Genomic DNA, 20,164 nt, shown 5'->3' with positions numbered 1-20,164 from the left:
TAGCCTTCCTTACCAAATTCCCTTTCCGGCCAGGCACGAAGTATAAGCAGCGGCGGGTGCAAGCCCTGCAAACCATGCTGCAGTGTACATTGGAAGGGATAATACCAATGGGAGTTCATTTGTGCGCATCAGATAGCATGCCAAGTACAGCCAATTCCCTTCTCTGGAGTGGTAGGTTAATGTTTTTCAGATGCGCAAGAGCCACTCCGTGCTGGTATAAGTATAAAAAAGCGCGGCCCGGGATAATCATCCCGGGCCGCGCTCAACGTTTTAACCTTCTGCTGCAGAAGTATAAATATAAGGCAGGCTACGCCTTTTTGCCGATTTTGTGGCCTTTAGTGGCATAAAAGAGGATGAACAGGTAGCAAGGCACCATCACCCAGTAAGCGTCCTGTGCGTTCCAGGAGTCGGCCAGGGCGCCGTAGGCTAGTGGCACAATGGCACCACCTGCAATACCCATCACCAGCAGGGAAGAAGCAGCCTTCGTGAAACGGCCGATGCCCGACAGTGCCAGCGGCCAGATGGCCGGCCACATCAGGGAGTTCGCCAGGCCAAGCAGTGCGATGAAGGCCACGGATACGTAGCCAGATGTCATGATGGCGCCAATGGTGAAGACCACGCCCAGGATAGCGCAGATCTTGAGCGCATCTTCCTGCTTGATGTACTTGGGAATGGTTACGATGCCGATGAGGTAACCTATCACCATGGCAGCCATCGTGCCGCTGGTAAAGAACTTAGCCGTGGTAAGCGGAATACCCTGCGTGGAGCCGTAGCTGATGATCGAGTCGCCGGCCATCACCTCTACGCCCACGTACAGGAAAAGCGTCAGCACACCCAGCATCACGTGCGGGAACTCAAACACGCTCTTTTTGCCGGTTGTGGCGGCGGCCACTGCCTCGTCCTCCTCGTCCGTGTCGATCTCCGGTAGGGACGAGCGGTAGATCCAGATGCTCAGGGCCAGCAGCACGACGATGATGCCGATATAAGGCGGGATCACCTCCAGTGCCATCTCGTCCAGGGCGGCATTGCGTGCGCCGGCTGCCATACCTGCCACTTCTGCGCGAAGCGCATCTGCCCCCTCCAGGCTCAGGAAAAGGCCAAGTATGATCGGAGCCACGGCGCCGGCCACCTTGTTACAGATACCCATGATGCTGATACGCTTGGCAGCACTCTCAGCAGGGCCAACAATAGTGATGTAAGGGTTAGAGGCTGTCTGCAGAATCGCCAGACCGCAGCCAAGCAGGAACAGGCCTATCAGGAACAGCAGGTAAATGCGCGTCATGGCGGCCGGGATGAAGAGCAGCGCTCCCACGGCCATCACTACCAAAGCCACTGACATGCCTTTCTTGAAACCGAATGCGCTCAGCACACGCGGGGAGATCGGGGTCATCACCAGGTAGGCGATGTAGAAGGCGAAGGTAACGAAGAAGGACTGGAACTTGGTGAGCTCGCAGGCGATCTCCAGGTAAGGGATCAGGAGGGAGTTGAGCCAGGTGACGAAGCCGAAGATGAAGAACAGCGCGCCGATGATGATCATGGCACTGCTACTGCCTTGCTGGCCCAGCTCCGGCGTGGGCTGCTGGTGTTTGGTGGACGTGTTAGCCATAGTGTCTTTTACTCTGGTTGGATGTAAGGTATTAGATTGTTTATCGTAGTGATTAAAGTTCTGAATCGTTTGGCCTGAACCGGTCAGAAGTATGCCTGTGCCCCATGTTCGGAGGCATGTAGTTATACTTCAACCAGACTGCCCCTCCCGTTCACACAAGCCTTTCTGATTAGCAAGATACTTTTATTTCTGAAACTATCCTGCCTAATCAGGCGCAGTTTGCCGCAGCCGTGAAAAAAATATTGTTCAGGAGGGTAGGGAGGCGGCCTGTAAAGGAAATTATCCCTCTTTTCCAAGGCCATTACGCGCCTAGCAGGGGAAATTGGAAATCTTCAGGCCAGAGCCACAGCACCAGCAGGCCCCCTGCTAATACAACACCGAAAAGCATGGCTACCTTTCCAAAAACCGTGCGGTTCCCCAGTACTCCGACCAACCCAGCCTTAAAAGCCAGGTTCGAGAGGGCTGCCACTAGTATAAGCTTCCATCCGTCGGCCGGCTCCAGGTCGCCCACCTGCATCAGGCGCGAGGTGGACAGGGTAATGGCGTCCACGTCGGTGAGGCCGGAAATAATGGCCACAAAGTATAGACCGCCACTGCCTAACTGGTCCTTGGCAAAGGCCGTTGCCAGCATAACGGCAGCGTAGATCGCCCCAAACACGAGGGCCGTCTTCAGCTGGGCCGGGTTGCCCTGCTCCGGCATCGTGTCGTGGTCGCCGCCCTTGAACAGGTACATCACCACGCCGAGCACCAGCATCAGCAGGAAAACAGCTGCAAGGGGTGGGGCCACGGTAGGCAAGGTATCTGGCGCCACAACGGCCACCTCAGTTATAACGCGTAGGAGAGAGACGGCAGAGGCAATGAAAATAACCAGGGCGGCAAGCATACTGCTGGTGTCGTTGCCTTTGGTGCGGCGGGCGTAGCTCACGGTGGTAGCCGTGCTGGAAATCAGGCCTCCGAGTATACCACCCAGCACCGTGCCCGATTTCTGTCCGAATACCTTGTAGGCAAAGTAGCCCAACAGTCCCAGCCCCACGATAAGCACGACCATGAGCCAGATATTGTAGGGGTTGAGTACGTTGTAGGGGCCGTAGGTACGGTCGGGGAGGACGGGGAGCACGACCAGCGAGATCACCACGAATTGCATGATCGCTTGCAGGTCGCTCTGCCCGATTTTAGCTACAATGCCATGGAGTGTCTCCTTGAGGTGGAGCAGCACCGCCACGGTGGCCCCGATGGCCACGGCCACGGTGGTTTGCCCCAGCACCAGGTAGGCGCCTACCACGAACATGAGCAGGGCGGCTGCCTCCGTCGTCAGGCCGATGTCAAAATCGGGGGTTTTGCTGCGCATGATGTTGGCGACGGCCATAAGAGCGGCCAGGCCCAGAATCCCGGCTGCTATAATCCAGCCTCCAAAGTCCTGCGCCAGGAAACCGGAAATGGTGCCAAACAGCGTGATAAGCGGAAAGGTGCGGATGCCTGCCAGTTGCGACTGATCGTGCTGCCGCTGCAGCCCCACCAGCAGCCCCAGACCCAGCGATATGGCAAGTGTCTCGAATATCTCTAGCTCCATTTCTGTTGATATGAAGGAGGAAGGTACAGCCTTAAAGTATAAAAGTATAGCCGTGGCTATACTTTTATACTTTAAGAACCGGTATAGTTAGTTACAGTTGGCTTTCCTGCAGCAGGGTGCTGCTCAGGCGTTTTAGCTCAATCTCTGCCGCCTTGGCCTGGTACTGTATGTCGATGAGGCGGTTAGAGGCCACCAGCTCGTTGCGCTGTGCCTCGCGTAGCTCAATCGCTGTCAGGATACCCAGCCTGTAGCGCTCCAGGGCAATCTCGGCGTTCTCCTGGGCCAGTTTCAGGTTGCTTTCCTCCAGCTCCAGCAGTTGCAGGCGGTTGGTGTACTGGCTGTAGGCCCGGGCCAGGTCAGATTGCAGGCGGTTCTCCTCGCGCTGCAGCTCCAGGTTGGCCGTCTCCAGGTTGATGCGCGCGTTCTGTGCCTGGCGGTTGATGTTGAAGCCGTTAAAGATCGGCACGCTCAGGCTTAGGCCATAGTTGTAGCCACGGTTCTGGTTAAACCTGGCCTGGAACTCGTTGAGTGGCTCTGCCTCGGAGCGGCTGAAGTTATAGGCGCTCAGCACGCTCACCGTCGGGAAGCGGCTGGCACGCACCGACCGGATGTCCAGGTTTGCCAGCTGACGCTCCAGTTGCAGGCGCTGCAGCAGCGGGTTGGCAGCGTTCAGGCTGTTGGCTGCCACGCTGTAGTTCACCGTTGGGTCCACCAGAATGCTGTCCGTCACCACAAAATCGATGTCGGGGTTGCGGCCCAGCAGCTGGTTCAGGTTGATCTTGGCGTTTTGCAGCACCTCCTCCTGCAGCAGCAGCTCCGAGCGGTCGGCGTTGTAGTCCACCTGGGCGCGCAGAATCTCCACCTTGGCACTCACGCCCACATCAAACTGGGCCTGCGCAATCTCCACGCGCGCCTCCGAAATGGCAATGGCATCCTGTATCGCTTTGATCTTGGACGCCTGGCGGGCTACCTCAAAGTAACTGGCCGTGATAACGGCAAGGGTATTCTCTATCGTCTGCTTGGTAAACAGCTCCCCGGACTTTTCGATGGCCTTGAGCCGCTCCAGGTTGATAAACATGCCCAGCCCGTCAAAAATCACCCAGTTCAGGTTGATTCCATAACTCATGTTGTTGGAGCTGGCTCCGTCCCGTACGCGGTCCGGGCCGGTCTGGAACTCCTGCCGCGAGTTGTTCTCGCTGAAGGTGCGGGAGGCCCTGCCATCCACATTGGGCAGGAAGCCGGCGTTGCCCAGCGTTGCGTTGTTCTCCGAGATGGCTTCCTGCCTGCCGGCAATCCGGATATCATAGTTGTTTTGTAGTCCGATGCGGATGGCCTGCTCCAGCGAAAGCTGCTCCTGGCTCTGGGCCAGGCTTGGTAGTAGTAGTGCTAATCCGACCAGGAAAAGCGCCGCGGCTCTGTATGAAAACATTTATACTTGGTCTATCGCGTTAAAATCCTTTGGCTAAAATACTTAAATAATGGGTTGGCATACTTACACATACTCTGGCTTCTTGGCCTGTGCTTTTTCCTCCTCCAGTTCCTCGATCACATTGGCCTCGGCAGAAGAGAAATAGGAGTACACCGCAGGAATCACGTAGAGCGTAAGTCCGGTGGCCAGAATCAGGCCCCCCACCACGGCAATACCCATGGGTACGCGGCTCTCCGCACCGGTGCCGAGTGCCAAGGCAATAGGCAGGGTGCCCAGAATCGTGGAGAGCGAGGTCATCAGGATCGGGCGGAAGCGGGATACGGCGGCATCCGTGGCAGCCTCCATCTTCGTGAGGCCCTCTTCCTTGCGCTGGTTGGCAAACTCCACCAGTAGGATACCGTTCTTGGTCACCAAACCCACCAGCATGATCATACCGATCTGGCTGAAGATGTTCAGGGTCTGGTCGAAGTACCAGAGGCTGAGTAAGGCGCCGGAAAGGGCGAGCGGCACGGTAAACATGATGATGACCGGGTCGCGGAAGCTCTCGAACTGCGCGGCAAGCGCCAGGTAAATCAGGCCCAGTGCCAGCGAGAAGGCAAATAGTAAACTGCCGGAGCTTTCGGAGAAATCCCTGGACTGGCCGGTAAGTGTTGTCTGGAACGTCTCATCGAGCACTTCGTCGGCAATGGCATCCATCACCTCCAAACCGTCGCCAATGGTCTTTCCTTTGGTCAGGGTGGCGCTAAAGGTAGCAGCCGCAAAGCGGTTAAAGCGGTATACCTGCGGCGAGGCGCTCTCTTCCTTCAACTCGATCAGGTTGTCAAGCTGAATCAGCTCGCCGGTGCTGCTCTTAACGTAGAGGCTGCGCAGGTCCAGCGGTTCGCTGCGGTTCTCGCGGGCTACCTGCCCCAGGATCTGGTACTGTTTTCCGCCTTTCACAAAGTAGCCGAAGCGGGAGCCACTCAGGCCAAGCTGGATGGTCTGGGCGATATCACGCACAGTTACGCCCAGGCTCTGGGCTTTCTCGCGGTCAATCTCCACGCGCAGCTCCGGTTTGTTGAACTTCAGGTTCACGTCCACAAAACTGAAAGTGGGGTCCTGCTGGGCCTTCTCCAGGAACGGCGGGATGATCTCGCGCAGCTTGTCCATGTTCTGCGATTGCACCACGAACTGTACCGGCTGCCCGGCACCGCGCCCGCCACCCAGGCCCTTGTCGCCGGAGGCAAAGGCCCTGGCGCCCGGTATCTGGTTGATCAGGGAAGGCATGCTTTCTACAATCTCCTGCTGTGTCTGGCTACGTTCGTCTGCAGGAACCAGGCGGAGGCGGATAAAGCCAGAGTTTGCGTTACGCGTCATGGAGGTGATACTGGAGATGCCTTGCACCGAGTCGTTTACCAGGGCGGTCAGCTCGTTCATGTACTCGTCCATAAACTCGAAGGAAGCACCCTCCGGGCCAGTGGCGTTGATACGAAGGCCGGCGCGGTCTTCATCCGGCGATAATTCAGACTGCAGGGTAGACATTTGCCACCAGATTGCACCGGCAGAGGCCACGATAAGTATAAAGGCTACCCAGCGCACGCGCATAAAGCTTTCCAGGCTGCGGCGGTAGCCACCGGTGAGGGACTCGAAGAAGGGTTCGGTTTTACGGTAAAACCAGTTGGGTCTTTCCCTGTGCTTGAGGATGCGCGAGGACATCATCGGCGTGAGCGTCAGTGAGACGAAGGAGGAGATGATCACCGAGCCGGCCACCACAATACCGAATTCACGGAACAGGCGGCCGGTGGTATCCTCCAGGAAAGCTACCGGCATGAACACGGCCGCCAGGGCAACAGTGGTAGAGATAATGGCAAAGTAAATTTCCTTGGCGCCGTTCTTGGCGGCCTGCATGGGCTTCTCGCCTTTCTCAATGCGGGTATAGATGTTCTCCAGCATCACGATGGCGTCGTCCACTACCAGACCAATAGCCAGCACGATGCCCAGCAGGGTGAGCACGTTGATGGAGAAGTCCATCACATACATGATGAAGAAGGTGCCGATAAGGGAGACCGGTATGGCGACGACCGGGATTAGGGTGGAGCGCCAGTCGCGCAGGAACAGGAAGATAACGATCACTACCAGGCCAAAGGCCACGATAATGGTCTCCTGCACCTCGGCAATGGAGGCCCGGACGTACTGCGAGTTGTCGAAGCCGATGGTGAGCTGGAGGTCTTCCGGGATGTCTTTTTTGATGTGCTCCAGGCGTCTGTAAAACTCGTCGGCGATCTCGATCTGGTTCGAGCCCGGCTGCGGCACCAGCACTACCCCGATCATTGGGATGCCGTTGTAGCGGAGCACCGTTTTTTCGTTTTCAGGGGCAAGTTGGGCATAGCCGATGTCGCGGAAGCGGATCAGGCGGTCGGCATCCTGGCGCACGATCAGGTTATTAAACTCTTCAGGGGTGGAAATGCGGCCCATGGTGCGTACCGAAAGCTCGGTGGTGGCGCCCTCTATACTTCCCGATGGCAGCTCCACGTTTTGGCGCGCCAGGGCATTTTGTACTTCCAGCGGGGTTACGCGCAGGGCGGCAAGCTTATCGGGGTCCATCCACAGGCGCATCGAGTAACGTTTATCCCCCCAGATCATGATCTCACTCACGCCCGGGATGGTCTGCAGCTGCTCCTTGAACACGTTCATGCCTATATCGGAGAGTTCCAGCAGGGTGCGGTTCTCGCTTCGGATACCCAGGAAGATGATGGGGTTGGCGTCGGCGTCGGCCTTGGCTACGGTTGGAGGCTCGGCGTCCTCGGGCAACCGTCGCTGCGCCCTGGCCACGCGGTCGCGCACGTCGTTGGCAGCCGTTTCCAGGTCCACGTCCAGGTTAAACTCTACGGTAATGTTGCTGCTGCCCTCGCTGCTGGTGGAGGTAAGCGTTCGGATACCGGCGATACCGTTGATGGACTCCTCCAGTGGCTCGGTTATCTCAGACTCGATGGTCTCGGCGTTGGCGCCTACGTAACTCGTCCGTACGTTCACAATGGGCGGGTCTACGCTGGGATACTCCCGCACCCCCAGGTAGGTGATGCCTATAAACCCGAACACCATGATCGCGATGCTCATCACGATGGCCAGCACGGGGCGTTTTATACTTATATTGGATAAACTTGCCATATAGATCTGTGGTGGGAATTGGAGCTGACGGTCAGGTGGGTTAGCTGCTCAGCAAAGCACTCCCGGTCTGCCTTTCCTCTCCTGTTAATGATGCGTACTTAAGTTCGTTTTCCTGACTTCTTGTCTCTTTTTCGGCCGTTTCCCGCCAAAGGCAGGGGTGAACAGCTACAGGGGTGTCAGTCTATACTTATCTTCTACTGCAGTTGCCGGGCCCGGATTTGGCCTATAGCCCTAACCTTAAACGGTTCTAGTTATACTATTGGCGTTCCTGCACGGCAGATTATTCAGCCACAGCTGTATCCGGCGCGGGAGCCTCCATCGCTTCATCAGCTGTCAGCACCTTGCGTACGTTCAGGTTGGAGCCGTCTCGGAGCTGCAGGATACCGGAGCGGATGATCGTGTCGCCGGGGGCCACGCCTTCCGTGATCTGGATCATCGTTTCGGAGCGCTGCCCGATCTTCACCATCTTCGAAATAGCCTTTCCGTTTTTGGACAGGTAAACTTTGTGTCCGGTGGCTTCCGGTATAATGGCCTCCGTAGGGATCAGGATGGCGTCATCCGAGTCCTGCAAAGACAGGCTCACGCTCACAAAGGCACCCGGCTTTACTTCCTCCTTCTTGTTATCATAAAGGGCGCGCACCTGCAGGGTGCGTGTGGCGGGGTCAATGCCTGGCTGCACGGCGTAAACGGATGCCTCGTATACTTGCGGCATTCCCTCCACTGTGAAGGTGATCCTGTCGCCGGCCTCTACCTGCTGGCTGTAGCGGCCTGGTATGGCAAAGTCTATCTTTACGGGGCTAATGTCGACGATGCGGGCAATGGGCGTGGTGGCCGACACATAGCTACCCTCGCTCACCTGGCGCAAACCGATCACCCCATCGAAAGGGGCGCGCATGTAGGCTTTGGCCAGGGTGGCTTTCAGCGCCTGGATGTCGGCGGTGGCCGTGGCCAGCTGGTTGCTTACCTGGTCGTACTCCTGCGCACTGATGTATTCTTTCTCCAGCAGGGTGCGCTGGCGTTCTTCCATATCGCGGTACAGCTTCTGGTTAGACTCCAGCTTCTGCAGCTGCGCGCGCATCTCGGCGTCGTTCACCGTTAGCAGCAGCTGGCCTTTCTTGACATGGGTGCCCTCCTTAAAGTTGATTCCAGTTACTCGCCCGGAAATCTCGCTGCGCAGTTCTACCTCCTCGTTGGGCAGCACCGTGCCCGTGGTGGAGATCCTGTTCTGAAAAGCTCCCGGCGAAACAACGTATACATCCACGGTTACCTTACGGGCCATGGGGCCGCCAGCGCCGCCGCCTGCCGCTGCCTGCATTTCCGGCTCGGCTGAAAGCTGCCTGTAAGCAAAATAACCAACCGCTGTAACGGCAACGAGAATCAGGATAGTTTTTAGTGTTTTGTTCATTTGTGTCTTAACACAGGTTTAGTTAGGGGAGTGCCCGTAATACATGAATAAAGCAGGGTTTTCCGGTCTTAGGGTATAATTCAGCCTAAATATACAGCTTACATTGCCTACAATAAAAGTTGACGTAACTTAAACGCTACAAACCGGCACATTTTAAAGACACAAAACGACACCCAAGGTTTAAACAGCAGCGACTGAAAATGACAAAAAAAGATAGCAAGGAGAATTTTTTCCAGAATGTATACGAGGTGGTGCAGCTCATCCCGCGCGGGCGGGTAACCTCCTACGGGGCCATAGCCAGCTATTTGGGGGCAAAAGGCTCGGCCAGAATGGTGGGATGGGCCCTGATCGCCTCCCAGCCCATGACCAGGATTCCGGCGCACCGGGTGGTGAACCGCATCGGCCTGCTTACCGGCAGCCAGCACTTTGACACGCCCCACACCATGCAGGAGCGGCTGGAGCAGGAGGGGGTGCGCGTGGAGAACGACCAGGTGGTGAACTTTGAAAAATTGTTTTGGGATCCCTCCAAAGAATTGCTCTGACCGACCTCCCGTATCCGAGGATTTTATACTTTGCTCACTCAAATTCCATAGCCCCGCATGTTCCGACACCGAGGGAAAAGCCGTACCCTGAAACACAACCTGAAGCTGGCCTCGCTACTCTCCGGGGTAGCGGGTATTGTGAACGTATCCGGGGTGTTTGCCCTGCACCAGCTCACTACCAACGTAACCGGCCACTTTGCCTTTTTTGCCGATGAGGTGGGCCGACGCAACTTTGCTTCGGCCGGGGGCTACCTGCTGTTTATACTTGCCTTTTTATTTGGAGCGATGGTGTCGGCGGGGATGCTGGAGCTCATGCTGCGGCGCGACAAGCAGCTGGTGTACCTGCCCCCGATTGGCCTGGAGCTGCTGGTGCTGGTAGGTGTGGCGCTGCTGCACCCGGAGCTTATACTGCAGTATCCTATCACCATTGCCTGCTGCCTTTTGTTTGCCATGGGCCTGCAGAACGCGCTGGTAACCCGCATCTCCAACTCCGTGGTGCGCACTACCCACCTCACGGGTCTTTTCACCGATCTGGGCATCGAGATCGCGCAGTTATACTTTTACCGCAGGCAAGAGCAGTGGCAGAAGCTGACGGCCTCTATCAAGCTGCGCCTTACCATCATCAGCTTCTTTTTTATGGGTTGTATTGTGGGTGGCTTTGCTTTTTCTGTTTATGCCATGAAAGCCCTGTTACTGGCGGCTGCCCTCCTGATAGCCGGCCTGGTGTATGATAGCGTCAAGTATAAAGTGGTGAGGCTGAAGCGCAAGTACAGGGGGTAAGGCTATACTGCCGAGCAAGTATAAAGCGGGCCGGAAACGCACTCGGAGAGGTGTCAGGCACTCCGAGAGCTTGCTGGCAGGTAGCAAAGGTAAGGCCAGCCACGTCTATCCTATACCTTTGGGGAGGAGGTGAGGGTGGATGTGGCTGGCCTTGAGTCTTTCAGAAGCTGGCGGTATGCTGCGGGGCGTAATAGTCCTGGGACTGGATCCGGTAATTGCCCTCTTCATCGAGGGTGCGCACCAATTTCAGCAGCATGCCCTCAGGCAGGAACACGTAAACATACTCCACGTTGTTCGGGCCGCCCCTCTTCAGGCCGTCAGGGTGGGTTAGGGTGATGGAGTGAAATTCCGGGTGCCACTGGCCCACCAGCAACACCGTGTTCCCATTCCGCTTGTCTGCCTGTATCAACTCAAACCGCTCCTTGGCGGCAGAGTATCCCAGAAAGCACTCCTGCCGTTTTTGGCTGCCGTCCGGCTGCCTGACGTAGGTTTGCTCGTGCAGGAAACTGCCCTGGTGGGCCGGGCTAACGGTTGCCTTACCTGACGACTGGTAGTAGGCGTTGCGGTCGGGCTGCCAGGCGTAGTGGCTCACCAGCCAGTTGCCGGATAAACGGCCGAGCAGCTTGTGCGCCTCCTCGGAAGTTAATGATGCGCTTGTCTGTTCCTGTGCCCGAGTTGCGGGGGCGGCCGCTGCCAGCAGCACCGCCGCCAGCAGGGTAAGCATTACTTTTTTCATAGCTTTATCTTTATATTGGTGTCGGGTTGCGCGGTTGCTCCGCCTCCGGTAAGTGGCTGAACAACAGTATAAAGATAAGCCAGAAGGCAGGATAGTTGCCTGGGTTTTAGACAAAGAGCTGAATAGCCTATACTTAGGCCGGAATTCTTTGTGTCAGTAGGTCGGGCGTGGGTGAAAGTACCGATGAACCGGGTTGAAAATAGGGTAGTGGGCGTGCCTGCCGGAAGGCGGAAGACAACGTTTATGGCTTCACAGCAAGTGTTACAGCGCTGTAGCCACCGAAGAGCCCCATTCCGTCCTTGATGTTGTTGGCAACGGGTCCGGGGAGGGTGGCAAAGTTATCCCGGTAGGATTGCTTGTCGAGCGTGCGCACATAGTCGTAGTACGTACGGGTGATGTGTGCGACACGGACGAAGGTAGTGGCTTCGGGGCTATTGTCCAGGCGCAGGCGCAAGGGCACCTCTTTCCCTTCAAAGAGCTTGTCGCTGAAAAAGTAGCGGTCTCCCATCGTAAACTCGGCTTCAAAGGGGGCGGCGATCTTTAACCCAACTGATCTGTTGTAGGCGTGGCCATCCACGTAACTGGAATCGGGTGTGTAGGCCTGGACGAAGTAGTAGTTGTCCTGCGCGGGGGGATCGGTTAAGACAAAGGAGGCGCTGACGGAAGGGCCCTGCCATTCGGTGGCAGCCTCGGTTGCGGCCGTTAGTCGGCCGATAACAGGCTTGGCAGGGATGTAGGTGGCCGCGGTGGCAGCCGGGAAGCCCGGCGCTTGTACCTGTAGCTGGTAGTGCTGCAGCATCTGCGGCGCCTGGGTTGTGCTATAAATCCCATTCCCCTGGTGCTCTAACGTGTACAGGAGCTGGTTGGCCTGGTATACTTGTATGGTGGCAGTTGCAACCGGTCCGTGCGACCCGCCCGAGAAGGCGCTTTGGCTGGCGCTTACATCCACTGTAAACAGACTATCGGGATTGATGACGGCGTTTACCACCAGTGCCGACTCAGGTGCCGGAAGTTCTGCCTCGACTACCGTTTCACAACCGGGAAGTATAAAGAGCAGGCACAGAAGTGATAAAGGATAGGTTAGCTTCTTCATCAGGATCATAATTTAAAATTTGAAACCATAGCTGACGGAGGGCAGCACCGGAAACAGCGATACCTGGTACAGGTGCCGGGAGCCACTGCCCTCGGAACTGCTGGCACCGGGCTGACTGAGGTGCATGAAGTATGGGTTTTTACGGTTGTAGGCGTTGTACACGGATATGTTCCAGCTGCGCTCTCCCCACTTTTTCTTCCTGGTGTGCGTCAGGCTCAGGTCCAGGCGATGGTAGGCAGGCATGCGGTAGTTGTTGCGCTCTCCCATGTAATCGACTGTCTCCACCGAGGGGCTCCAGCCGGAGGGGTCGTACACAGGCTCATTGTAGGCTTTGTAGCTGGCTGCCGGCAACGTGGTAACGTAGCCGGTGCGGTATGTCCAGCTCCCGCCTATGCTTAGTTTTTCGGTAAGCTGATGGTTGGCTACCAGCGAGATGCTGTGGCGGCTGTCGTAGGTGTAAGGGTACTTCTGGTTAAAGTTAAGGCTGTCCATCTGCCGCCACGACCACGCTAACGTATAACCGAGCCATCCGGTGGTTTTGCCCTGTCGCTTGCGTAGCAGCCATTCCGAGCCATAACTCCAGCCTTTGCCACTTACTACGCGCGTTTCGTAAGGGGACGATACGAAGTTCGCGAAGTTGGTTTCCGGGCCGCTGCGGAAGAACTCGCCTATAAAGTCAGCCCCATCCTTAAACTCAGCCACATCCTGCATGGCTTTATAGTATACATCCGATGTCAGTTCCCACTGTTGCCCGAGCACGGTGGCTGCACCAAGCGTTGCCTGCCAGGAGCGCTGCGGTTTTACCTTCTCGGTGGCAGGCACCCAGATATCGGTGGGCGTGCCGGTGGAGGTGTTGCTGAGCAAGTGCAGGTACTGCGCCATAGTGGCAAAAGATGCGCGTATACTTACACCGCTGGCCGAAGTATACCCCAGTGCCATGCGCGGCTGCAGCGAAGTATAGATTTTCCCGTTCACGGCAAAGCCTGAGAAATGCAGGCCCAGGGTGGCCTGCAGGCGTTCGCTCAGCTGTATGCGGTCATCGGCATAAGTATAAAACTCGTGCGCCCGGATCGTGGAGAAGGAGTCGGTGGTGAGGGTGATGGTATCCGTGTGGAGCGTGGTTACCTCTGGCCGGAAAGTATGGAAGGTATAGCTGCCACCAAACCTGACGCTGTGCCGGGCGTGGGGCAGGTAGTCAAAATCCACGCGGCCTCCCCAGTCGCTGATGCCGGAGCTGTAATCCACCGACCGGCTCAGTCTCCGGCTCTCCACCTCCGACTGCTGCGCAAAACGATACCTGCTGTACGTAAGCGTGGTGTTGCTGAAGAGCTTTGGGCCGAAGAGGTGGTTCCAGCGGAGGGCACTGGTGATGTTTCCCCAGCGCATGGTATACTTTTGCTCCTCGGAATCAGGGGAACTACGGAACTCCTGCTTATCCGAAAAGCTGTCCTGCCCGCTGTACACGCTCAGGTACAGCCTGTTGGAGGGCGAGAAAGTATGGTTGATTTTGGCGTTGAGATCGTAGAAGCTATAGTGGCTGATGTCCTCCCCACTCATGGTTGCGGCAGCGGCTGCCAATGCATCCAGGTACGTGCGTCGTGCCGCCAGCAGGAAAGAGGTTTTCTCATTTTTGATAGGTCCTTCCAGCATCAGCTTGGAGGAAATCAACCCCACAGCGCCCTCGCCGGCAAACTGCTGGTTATTGCCCTCCTTCAGCTGCACATCCACCACCGATGATAACCTGCCGCCATAAGGAGCCGGGAAGCCGCCCTTTATCACTTCCACCGACCTGACCGCATCCGGGTTAAACACCGAGAACATGCCCAGCAGGTGCGCTACATTGTATACCGGCACCCCATCCTGCAGGATCAGGTTCTGGTCGGGGCTGCCGCCGCGCACGATCAGGTCGGAGGAGCCTTCGCGGCCGCCAAGTATACCGGGCATCAGCTGCAAGGCTTTTACCGCATCGGCCTCTCCCATCAGGCGCGGTAGCTGCTTTAACTCGGCACTGCGCATGGTAATGCGGTTGGCCTGCTGCAGGTCGGTGGCTTTTTCGGCGGTTATACTTACTTCTGAGATTTGGTTGGCAAGAGGCTGGAGCTGCAGCTGTATACTGGTATCCGCAGAAACAGCGGGAAGAGAGACATGCAGCGGCGCATACCCCAGGTAACGCACCTGCTGCTGCAGCGGCACCAGGTCGGTGGAGTAGGAGAAGGCGAGGTGATACTTTTCGGACAGCTCCCCGAGCACCTGCTGGAGGAGGACGTTGCGCCGGTGGAGGGAGACTTTCTGCTCCAGCAAACCTGCCTGCGCCAGCGCAGCGAGGGCCAGGGTCAGGCAGGCGATGCCCAGACATAGTACACGTTTGTTCATAGGGGAGGTGGTTAAAGTATCAGCGGCAGCCGTTGCCCGCCAAAGTATAAGTATGGTCGTTTTGCCTGGTAATCTCTACTTGCAGCGATGCCTCCAGTACCTGCAGCACCTCCTGCAGCTCTGCCTCCCGGAAGGTGCCCGTGAAGCGGCAGTTGCCCAGATCCGGCCCTTGCAGTCGCAGGGTTACCCCGTAGTAACGCTCCAGCGCTGGCAGCAGCTCCTTCAGCGATTCCCCGTCAAATTTCAGGCTACCGCTTTTCCAGGCCCAGGTGTTCTCATCTTCAGATTCATACTTTGTGATGCGCTGGCTCTGCCTGTCAAGTATGGCCTCAAAGCCTGGCGTAACGATCGCCTGTGTTGTGGTTTTAGTTGAGGTAAAGGCTACCCTGCCTGTGGCTACCGCCAGCTCTACCGTTTGCTCCCGCGGATAGGCCCGGAGGTTAAAGGAGGTTCCCACTACCTGGGTTCTGCTATCGCCGGCCTTGATGACGAAGGGCTGCTGCGGGTTGTGCGTTACCTCAAAGAAAGCCTCCCCCTCCAGGTGCACCTCCCGCTGCGTACCATCAAAATCCGGGTCATAGGCCAGTATACTTCCTTTGTTCAACCACACCTGGCTGCTATCAGGTAATGTAACCGTCATCCTCGTGTCGCCCGACTCCACCACCTGCAGCCCATAGTATGGCATAAAGTATAACCTGGCCAGCCAGGCGATGCCAACAAGTAGAACCACGGCAGCGGCCACACGCCAAAGCTGCCGGTACAGCGGAACTACCTTTGCCTGCTGCGGCTTCAGTTGCGCATTTACCTTGGCCCAGGCGGCATCGGTGTCTACGGCTGCGGCAGGAGCAGGGGCAGTAGCTAGCCACAGCTGTTGTTGCGCTTCGAACTGCTGCTGGTGCTCCGGGTTTTGCGCCAGCCACTGGCGTAGCGCCTCCTCCTCGGCAGGCGTGGCCTTATCTCCAAAGACTTTGGCGGCTATGTCCCAGTAGTGGCTATCCATGTTTTCGGGTGTAGGTGACGGTTATAAGGTTGTGCATAGTCTGGCGGCGTTTTTATCCGTGTTCAGAAGTATGACAGTTGAAAGGGCGGGTACCGCTATCCCATCAGGAAAAAAATCTAAAAATAATTTCGAGGCAGCCCAAAAGCAGCCCCAGGAGCGCCTTCCGAAGTATGGCCAGGGCTTTTTTGATGTGGTTGTCCACGGTGTTGGGGGAGATATCGAGGAAATCGGCGATCTCTTTATGCGTCATTTCCTCATGGCGGCTTAGCAGGAAAACCTTGCGGCACATGGGCGGCAGCGCCTCGATGGCCTGCTGCACCTGCCGCTGCAGTTCCTGCAGGGCCAGGTCCTGGTCTGCTGCAACCGCCTGGTTCTGCTCCTGCTGGTAGAGCTGCGCCAGCTCCGAGCGGCGTTTGTGGGTGGTGGCGTGGTTCAATGCTTTATTGAGGCAGGCGCGATGTAAGTAGGCTTCCAGGTTCTCCACTGTCTGCCACTGCCCGCTGTTCCAGAAGCTGATGAAGACCTCCTGCACCAGATCCTCGGCTACGGCGGCATCAGCCGTGATGCACTGCACCCGCCGGCACAGGCGCCCGTAGTGGCGCCGGAACAGGTCCTCGTATTGCCGGAGCTTTTCGGGTTGGTTGGACATACGTGCGGGTGAACTCCGGCTAAAAGTATAAAATCCTTCTGATAAAGTATAAAGCCAGGGCAAGGTATGGCCACGGAATCCGGAAAAATAAACCATTCCCGCCCCAAACGCTGTTAGGCAGGCGGAAGCCGCCACTAAAGGCACAGGGCTGGCTATCGGTCTAAAACTATGCGGCCCACGGTAGTGGCTTGCACCAGAAAGTATAACTTTGTAGTATGGAGATAAAGTTGAGCACGGCCAATGCCCTGGAGACCGGCGCCACCTGGAGCCTGCCCGAGGTACGCAACGTCACGCAGAACCGCCTGCTGCTGCACCTGGCCTTCTGGACGGTGTATGTGGTTTTCTTCGGGCTGCTGTACGGCAGTTACATCGATGATTATTACAACGCCTTCATGATAGAGCTGGTGGAACTGCCCTTCAAGATGGGGCTGGTATACTTTAACATGTACTACCTGCTGCCGCGCTACCTGCTGCAGAAGCGCTACCTGGAGTTTTTTGTGTACCTGCTGCTGCTCATGGGGGCCATTGGCGCGCTCATGCAGTTCGTGCTGCTGCCTTTCCTTATCCACCCGATCTTCTGCCCCACCACCTGCACCGAGGATAACCTGACCTTCTACCGCTTCGTCAAGAACATCGTCAACATCAACTACGTGGTGGCCATTACGGCCGTGATCGCGCTGCTCAAGAACTGGTACAGCCACCAGCGGGCGGCCCGCGACCTGACGCAGGACAAGCTGGAGGCGGAGCTCAAATTCCTGAAAGGGCAGATACACCCGCACTTTCTGTTCAACACGCTCAACAGCCTGTACGCGCTCACGCTCAAGAAATCAGACAACGCGCCGGAGGTAGTGCTCAAACTGTCGGGCCTGATGGACTACATGCTGCACGATGCCAACGCGGCCACCATGCCGCTGGAGAAGGAGCTGGAGTACATCAAAAACTACATTGCCCTGGAGCAGGTGCGCTACGGGGAGCGGGTGGAGGTGCAGTTCTCGGCCACCGGAAGTATAGCCGGCAAGCAGATTGCGCCCATGCTGCTTTTGCCCTTTGTGGAGAACGCCTTCAAGCATGGCGTTAGCACCGAAACCAAAGATGCCTGGATCAGGATTGACGTGAAGGTGACGGACGAGCAACTGGTGCTGTTGGTGGAAAACTGCAAGTGCACCGACAAAGCCAGCAGCAGCTCCCGCGACATGGCCTCGGGCATCGGCCTGAAGAACCTGCAGCGCCGCCTGGAGCTACTCTACGAAGGCCGCTACGAGCTGGAGGTGGAGGAGGAGGAAGACAGCTACTCGGCCCGGCTGGAGATTTCGTTTGAGTAAAATTGAAACCTGCCGCAAGATTTCATCTTGTAGCTTTTGATGGGGCAAGCTTTCAGTTTGCGTGAGTATAAACGTTCTTTCTGACGGCCAGTGCAAGCTGAAAGCTTGCTGTCATGGGAAACCACGAGTTGAAAACTCGCGGTAGGCTACTGGTCCTGGAGTTTGTCTGCTTACTATAGCCCTCAATGAGAGAGTTTATGTACCAAACGTTCCTTTGTGAAGATATCTAAACTATGAATAAACTACGCTGCATGATCGTGGATGATGAGCCGCTGGCGCTGGATGTGCTGGAGACCTTTATTCAGCGGCTGGATAACCTGGAACTGGTGTGCCGCTGCAACAACGCCGTGGAGGCGTACAATTGCCTGCAGACCGAGCACATCGACCTGCTGTTCCTTGATATCCAGATGCCCAAGCTCACGGGTATTGATTTCCTGAAGTCGCTGGCAAGCCCGCCAAAGGTGATCTTTACCACCGCCTACCGCGATTACGCCGTGGAGGGATTTGAACTGAATGCCGTGGATTACCTGCTCAAGCCCATCGCCTTCGATCGTTTCCTGAAGGCCGTTTCCAAAGTGACTGCCCCGGAGCCGCAGGCAATACAGGCAGCACCCGCTCCTGTGCAAATCGCCCCTACGGTGCAAGGCTACCAAGAGGCTTTTATTTACCTGAAAGCCGACAAGAAAATGGTGAAGGTGATGCTCTCCGACATCCTCTTCATCGAGAGCCTGAAAGACTACATCCGGGTGAAAACGGAGACGAAGGAGATCATCTCGTATCAGAAGATATCCTTTCTGGAGGAGAAGCTGCCCACCGACAAGTTCCTGCGCATCCACCGCTCCTTTATCGTGGCCCTCGACAAGATACAAGCCTTCTCCGCCTCCGCCGTAGACATTGGCCAGACCGAAATCCCAATCGGCCGCTTCTATAAAAACGAAGTGCTGCAGGTGCTCAATCAGAACAACCTGTTGGAGAGTTAGCTTAAGTTAGAAAGTTTAGAGGTTAGAAGGTTAGAAAGTGATGCCTATGCGGAAAGTATAGCAATTTGCTGGGGTAAATCGTTGTTTATCTGCATACGGATGAGATGATAGGTAAATGGCAGAGGATTTATGCTACTCATTACTCTTTACCTTTTTAAACCTTTAACTTTCTAACCTTCTAACTTCTAAACTTTCTAACTCTCCAGTGTATATCTCCAAAAAGAAGCTGTTTTACCCGATCAGCAAGGGCCTGCGGAAGTACCTGCGGATCTATGACCGCGAAACGAAGCTGCCGGTGCTCTACGAGGGCCTGCTGCACTACTCCGATTCCTTCCCATACTTTGATAAACAGGGCCACGACACGCTGTGGGAGTCGGTGATGTATGACCAGCAGACGCAGCAGGAACTCAACAAGGGCCTGACGATGATCTACGCGCTGCTGAAAACCGATGGCGACATGTCGGTGATGGAGCACCTGTACGTGTCGCGGATCGATTACTGCACGTTCGGCAACTCCAACCCGTTCCGGGTGCAGATCATGAACCAGCTCAACGACAACTACGACTACTTTTACGTGAAGCGCGCCGACGCCTCGCGCGTTTACGGGCTGGAGCTGGAGCACATCCTCTCGCCGAGCCGCATTAACTACCTGGTGGATGGCGACACCCTGATTGAGGAGCACATTGCAGGCATCCCCGGCGATGTGTTCATCAAGGAGTACGTGAAGCGGCCCAACACCAACAAAGTGCGCATTGCCAAGGAGTTCGTGAAGTTTAACGAGCGGTGCTTTGTGCGCCTGCTGGGCGATATGCGCTCCTACAACTATGTGGTGGATGTCACCCCGGATTTCGAGGACGAGCAGTACCGCGTGCGCCCCATCGACTTCGACCAGCAATCGTACGAGGGGAAGAAGACGATGTACCTGCCCCAGTTCTTCAAAGACAACAACGTGATCGTGGACCTGGTGCTCAAGCTGCTGAAGCCGGATGTGGTGCGGCAGTACCAGAACGAGGAGCGCACGCTCATGTTCCGTCGCCTCAAGTCAGCTCGCTACCGCCTCAAAGACCTCATCGACTGCATGCGCCAGGACACCATCTCTACGCCCGATAAAATAGAGCAGCTACGGCAGGAACTGGCGCAGCACCACAACTCCAAAGAGTTTCTAAAGTGCCAGTGCATGGGCGACCTCGTGCGGCTCAACCTGAAATTTATACTTACCAGGGCGCATAAGGTGGTGGGGTTTTAGTTATTGGTGATTTATACTTTAAAAAAACCTAAGTTGCGATTTACTCATGCAGTGCAGGTGTAAATCGCAACTTGAGTTTTATCCTTTGCCGGATCCAATCGCCCCTGCTTGGGGTAGTTACTGTAAGGCCACAAGTATAAAACGATTTTGCCTTTGCTCTTCGGGATTTGTAATCCCGAAGCATTTAATGCGAGGATTTGCAATCCGGCTTTTAGCCGCAGCGCAACAGCAGGCAAAGTATAAAATCGGATTGCAAATCCTTACAATAACGTACTTGCAGATTGCA

Annotated in this window: 15 protein-coding genes; 5 read left to right on the top strand and 10 right to left on the bottom strand. The window is 56.3% G+C overall.

Annotated features, from left to right (window positions below; translation table 11 throughout):
* Window positions 1–307: 307 nt before the first annotated feature.
* The 5 genes from A3841_RS00185 to A3841_RS00165 all read right to left on the bottom strand — a co-directional run bounded on the left by A3841_RS00185 (window position 308) and on the right by A3841_RS00165 (window position 9,157).
* Entirely contained in the window at window positions 308–1,606 is a 1,299-nt protein-coding gene (locus tag A3841_RS00185; protein ID WP_073850289.1) for a sugar MFS transporter, read from the bottom strand.
* A gap of 301 nt (window positions 1,607–1,907) precedes the next feature.
* The gene (locus A3841_RS00180; protein ID WP_073850288.1) at window positions 1,908–3,176 is read right to left on the bottom strand and encodes an MgtC/SapB family protein; all 1,269 of its coding nucleotides are present in this window, start codon (window positions 3,174–3,176) and stop codon (window positions 1,908–1,910) included.
* A 91-nt stretch (window positions 3,177–3,267) separates the two neighbouring features.
* Window positions 3,268–4,605: a TolC family protein gene (locus tag A3841_RS00175; RefSeq protein WP_073850287.1), complete on the bottom strand. Its 1,338-nt coding sequence runs from the start codon at window positions 4,603–4,605 to the stop codon at window positions 3,268–3,270.
* A gap of 63 nt (window positions 4,606–4,668) precedes the next feature.
* Complete coding sequence (locus A3841_RS00170; protein WP_073850286.1) at window positions 4,669–7,752, bottom strand: efflux RND transporter permease subunit; 3,084 nt, start codon at window positions 7,750–7,752, stop codon at window positions 4,669–4,671.
* A 280-nt stretch (window positions 7,753–8,032) separates the two neighbouring features.
* Window positions 8,033–9,157, bottom strand: coding sequence for an efflux RND transporter periplasmic adaptor subunit (locus A3841_RS00165; protein WP_073850285.1), 1,125 nt, complete (start codon window positions 9,155–9,157; stop codon window positions 8,033–8,035).
* A gap of 200 nt (window positions 9,158–9,357) precedes the next feature.
* Between A3841_RS00165 and A3841_RS00160 the strand changes: the two genes are divergently transcribed.
* Complete coding sequence (locus A3841_RS00160; protein WP_073850284.1) at window positions 9,358–9,699, top strand: MGMT family protein; 342 nt, start codon at window positions 9,358–9,360, stop codon at window positions 9,697–9,699.
* A 57-nt stretch (window positions 9,700–9,756) separates the two neighbouring features.
* Window positions 9,757–10,479 (top strand): YoaK family protein, encoded by a 723-nt coding sequence (locus A3841_RS00155; protein WP_073850283.1) that lies wholly within the window; start codon window positions 9,757–9,759, stop codon window positions 10,477–10,479.
* 160 nt (window positions 10,480–10,639) lie between these two features.
* Here A3841_RS00155 and A3841_RS00150 read toward each other — a convergent pair whose 3' ends face one another.
* The 5 genes from A3841_RS00150 to A3841_RS00130 form a co-directional block, all read right to left on the bottom strand.
* Window positions 10,640–11,215, bottom strand: a complete 576-nt coding sequence (locus A3841_RS00150) for a DUF1579 family protein (RefSeq protein WP_073850282.1) — start codon at window positions 11,213–11,215, stop codon at window positions 10,640–10,642.
* Window positions 11,216–11,456: 241 nt separating this feature from the next.
* Entirely contained in the window at window positions 11,457–12,308 is an 852-nt protein-coding gene (locus A3841_RS00145; protein WP_206073051.1) for a DUF4249 domain-containing protein, read from the bottom strand.
* Window positions 12,309–12,320: 12 nt separating this feature from the next.
* Complete coding sequence (locus A3841_RS00140) at window positions 12,321–14,681, bottom strand: TonB-dependent receptor plug domain-containing protein (RefSeq protein ID WP_073850280.1); 2,361 nt, start codon at window positions 14,679–14,681, stop codon at window positions 12,321–12,323.
* 19 nt (window positions 14,682–14,700) lie between these two features.
* A complete protein-coding gene (locus A3841_RS00135) occupies window positions 14,701–15,681 on the bottom strand; it encodes a FecR family protein (RefSeq protein ID WP_073850279.1) in 981 nt (326 codons plus the stop codon).
* 103 nt (window positions 15,682–15,784) lie between these two features.
* Entirely contained in the window at window positions 15,785–16,330 is a 546-nt protein-coding gene (locus A3841_RS00130; protein WP_073850278.1) for an RNA polymerase sigma-70 factor, read from the bottom strand.
* Between the two features lie 215 nt (window positions 16,331–16,545).
* Between A3841_RS00130 and A3841_RS00125 the strand changes: the two genes are divergently transcribed.
* The 3 genes from A3841_RS00125 (at window position 16,546) to A3841_RS00115 (ending at window position 19,878) form a co-directional block, all read left to right on the top strand.
* Window positions 16,546–17,652: a sensor histidine kinase gene (locus A3841_RS00125; RefSeq protein ID WP_073850277.1), complete on the top strand. Its 1,107-nt coding sequence runs from the start codon at window positions 16,546–16,548 to the stop codon at window positions 17,650–17,652.
* Between the two features lie 233 nt (window positions 17,653–17,885).
* Window positions 17,886–18,632, top strand: coding sequence for a LytR/AlgR family response regulator transcription factor (locus A3841_RS00120; RefSeq protein ID WP_073850276.1), 747 nt, complete (start codon window positions 17,886–17,888; stop codon window positions 18,630–18,632).
* Window positions 18,633–18,837: 205 nt separating this feature from the next.
* Entirely contained in the window at window positions 18,838–19,878 is a 1,041-nt protein-coding gene (locus tag A3841_RS00115; protein ID WP_073850275.1) for a hypothetical protein, read from the top strand.
* Window positions 19,879–20,164: the final 286 nt, after the last annotated feature.

This window comes from Pontibacter flavimaris (genome assembly GCF_001907195.1).
Lineage (GTDB): Bacteria > Bacteroidota > Bacteroidia > Cytophagales > Hymenobacteraceae > Pontibacter > Pontibacter flavimaris.
Note: the sequence above shows the minus strand (reverse complement) of the source record. Positions and strands in the feature narration are given on the sequence as shown.